1 protein-coding gene and 1 pseudogene are annotated in these 3,199 nt (G+C 61.1%); both read left to right on the top strand.

Annotated features, from left to right (window positions below):
* Nucleotides 1–19 precede the first annotated feature (19 nt).
* Nucleotides 20–234: pseudogene (locus KRR26_RS37960) on the top strand (hypothetical protein); the annotation flags it as partial.
* Between the two features lie 406 nt (nt 235–640).
* The gene (locus tag KRR26_RS36265; protein WP_217082172.1) at nt 641–2,911 is read left to right on the top strand and encodes a hypothetical protein; all 2,271 of its coding nucleotides are present in this window, start codon (nt 641–643) and stop codon (nt 2,909–2,911) included.
* Nucleotides 2,912–3,199 lie beyond the last annotated feature (288 nt).

Here is a 3,199-nt window from a genome sequence, read left to right as displayed (position 1 = left end):
GCTTCCACGACCTCAAGCGATGCCGCGCCGTCGCCACCCGCTACGACAAGACGGCGACCTGCTACCTCGCCGTCCTCCACGTCGCGGCCATGGCTCTGTGGCTGCATTAATCAGGGACAGCCCCTAGTGCTGCGCACGGGGATGCAGTGGGGCGCGTTGAAGGCCACGGGCCTATGCCATCCGTCCTCCGCCTATCGACGCTTCCGGGGATGGTTGGCCGCAGGACAGCTTCGACGATGCAACTCCACTGTGCTCCTATTGTTGCGAGCCAGTTTACCGCGTTGATGAGGTCGCCATCTCTTCGCTGCGAGTGAGGGTAGTCCTGGGATTCAAGACGGCGTCATGTATCTCCACTCGGCATCGCTCTGTTCATGTCGGCGCTTGGGCCAGTGCTGAACATGCAGGGCCTCGGCCAGTAACCTCCCTCCACGTGGAGTAGACCAACCTGAGCGTTCGGCACACCGAGTTGTTCTTCCGACCTCGACCAGGGACAGCCGTAGCCTGCGGGGCATGTCGTTGTCTGGAAAATAACAGACGTACAGCCCTCCAGGACGGGATGCCTAAGATGCCCCTAAGATTAGAACGGCTGTGTCCTTGTGTGTCTTCTGGCACCGCAAGGACCACCGACAAGGGGCCGACCATGAGCTGGAGCATCCAGTTTCCGGAAGTGAGTACCCTCAGGCAATCTCTCGGGAGCGCCGCGCACGCACAGAATCTCGCCATCGCCACGCTCGATGGAGACAAGGAACTGCCCATCCCGGGTGGCAAGCTCTCCCTCTCGGCGGCGCTGAGAACGCCCATTGAGTTGTTCAATGACCGGAACGACGCGGACGACCAGGGCATCATTGGCGTACCTGCGAAGGACTCGGATGGCTCGACGCCAGAGCCGCTCTACTCTACGGACAACGCGGCCTGCTGGTTGAAGTATGCAGTGGAGGTGAGCGCCAAGGCAGAGGGAACAGGGGAGTTCCCCTTCGTCACGCTCAATGGTGGCGGTTCGGTCAATGTCGTCGTGGCCGACTACCGCAGCCATTCACCGGCGCAGAATCTGGAGGATGCCCTTCGTCAGGATGTCCAGTCCCTGCGACTTCCGTTCTTGCTGAGCGATGTCCAGCAACTTCAGGCGGGGGATGCGCTGTCCTTCCAGACGCGACTGGCGGTGAAGGCTGGACTGAAGGTGTCGTGGTCATTCGTGGGGGCGACGTTAGCCTCCGTAATTGCGAAGCGCTTGACCAAACTGGTCGCACTTCAGCTCGATGCAGACGTGGCTGCATTCATTGGTGCGAGTGTGGCTATTGAGGATGAGTTCCGACTCGTCTTCTCTCGTCCAATGAACGGTGGCCCTCTGCGTGTGTCCGTTCGAAAGGCGACCGCCAGGACTGGCACGACGGGGGCGGGAATCACCGTCAGTCTGGGGGGCGATTCGCCCGTGCTTACCGCGCTCCTCAAGGCGGTAGCTACCAGTAAGGAGGCTCAGGATGTCGCGGAGGTAGTGAACGGAATTCGGAACAACTCGGTGCGTCCAGCCCTCGAGCCCCTGGCGATAGCCCTCTTCGATCGGTTGGGGATTCCCGTCACGGTGGATCAGCTCTTCTCCGCCTATGACACGCTGAGGAAACTGGTTGAAGGAAGCGTCAATACCGCGCTAACGGGGAACTTCAGCTACGAGTACCGTCGCTGCACAGAGGACGCAACGATTCTGGAACTGGAGCTCAGCGCTCAGGAACTGGAGACGGCGCACAAGTCCTTGCTCTCCGGCAACCTGGAGGCCATTCAGAAGACGGTTCCGGACTCGGCGCTGCGTCGCTTCTTCCAGATGCAGTCCATCACCCGGGAGCAGACCTGGGGTTTTGGGTTGCAATGGAGAGACCTCGTCATCGGGAAGAACGAGGGTAGGCAGAGTCTGAAGTCCGTGGTGCAGAATGCCTCGAGAGATCTTCGAAATGGCCCGCGGCGCATCGCATACCTTGGTGCTCGCAGCTTCGAGCAATCGGGCGTGGTCTACGGAAATGAGGATCGGCGGTATGGCATCGACTTCAGTGCCCAAATGCCCGAGTACTCGCTAACGCCCAGCGCCGACGAGTTCGAGTATGCCTTCTATGCTCGCGCCTCGCTGGAGGCGAAGCTCTCCAAGGGCTACCTCCACCGCATCACGAGTGATGCCGTCGTTTGGGGCATTATCCAGCAGGACGCAGCGCCAGCCCTCATAGAGAAGCTTCATGCCATCGCGCCCCAGGGAACGAACACCACGGCGAGACTGGAGCTCCGGATTGATCAGGAGTACTTCCGGCGGTTCATAAGCATGCTAGACTCTGAGGCAGATCGTGAGCGTCATCAGTTCGCTTTGGCCCTGGCCCGCGCGATGCCGGAGGATCCGAAGCTCGTGGTGCGCAGCACCCCCGGGAACCGGGAGCTGGTCTTCGCCCCCATCTGGGACGAGTACCTCAAGGCCAAGGGGCGAGACTGGAACAACGACCGGATAATCAGGACCGTAGTCGCGCGCCTCAAGACCTTAGGGGCCATGGGTGGCCCCGACCTCATCGAATGGGAGAAGAGCGGGCGACCCGGCACGCTCATCGACCTCTTTGTTCAGGAGTCGAGATACGGAGGCGACATCGGCGGCAAGCCCTTCGGAAAGATCCACGCTTATTGGCGAGATGTCGTCGACAGGCTCAGTTTCCTGAGTCGTGCGATTCGCTCCGAAACCGCTATTTCCGAGCACGACACGCACTCGGTCATTGTGAATGCCTTCGAAGCGCTGAACGACCAGGTGGCTGAGTCGTTCCGAATGCGGGCGTTCGTGAGCTGGTTGTCCGCGATGGCCAACCTGTGGAGTCTGGGGGCCGGCGTGCAGCGGACGCTCTCCATCTACGCCGAGGACCAGCCAGAGATAGTCATCAGTAACGGCTAGGGTGTGTCCGCAAGATAGGTCGAGGTTGCCCGGCATTGAGGATGAATGAGCCGAGGCGAACTGACCGACGCGCAATGGGCAAGACTGGCCGGCTTGCTGCCACTACAGCGGCCAGCCAGGGGACGGCCCAATAAGAGCCTATTTCGGTAGGGAGGAAGGTCGGCCTCCTGCCGGGTTGAAGAGGCAGGAGGACGCGGCCATGGGGTAGTGAAGAAGGACGACGGCTGGCGGGTGCCAGACAAGTTGTGGCGACGCATCGAGCGGCTGCTTCCTGCTCGGCCGGAACAC

The organism is Citreicoccus inhibens, assembly GCF_019039035.1.
GTDB classification, from domain to species: Bacteria; Myxococcota; Myxococcia; order Myxococcales; family Myxococcaceae; genus Citreicoccus; species Citreicoccus inhibens.
This window is presented reverse-complemented; position numbering and strand designations above follow the sequence as displayed.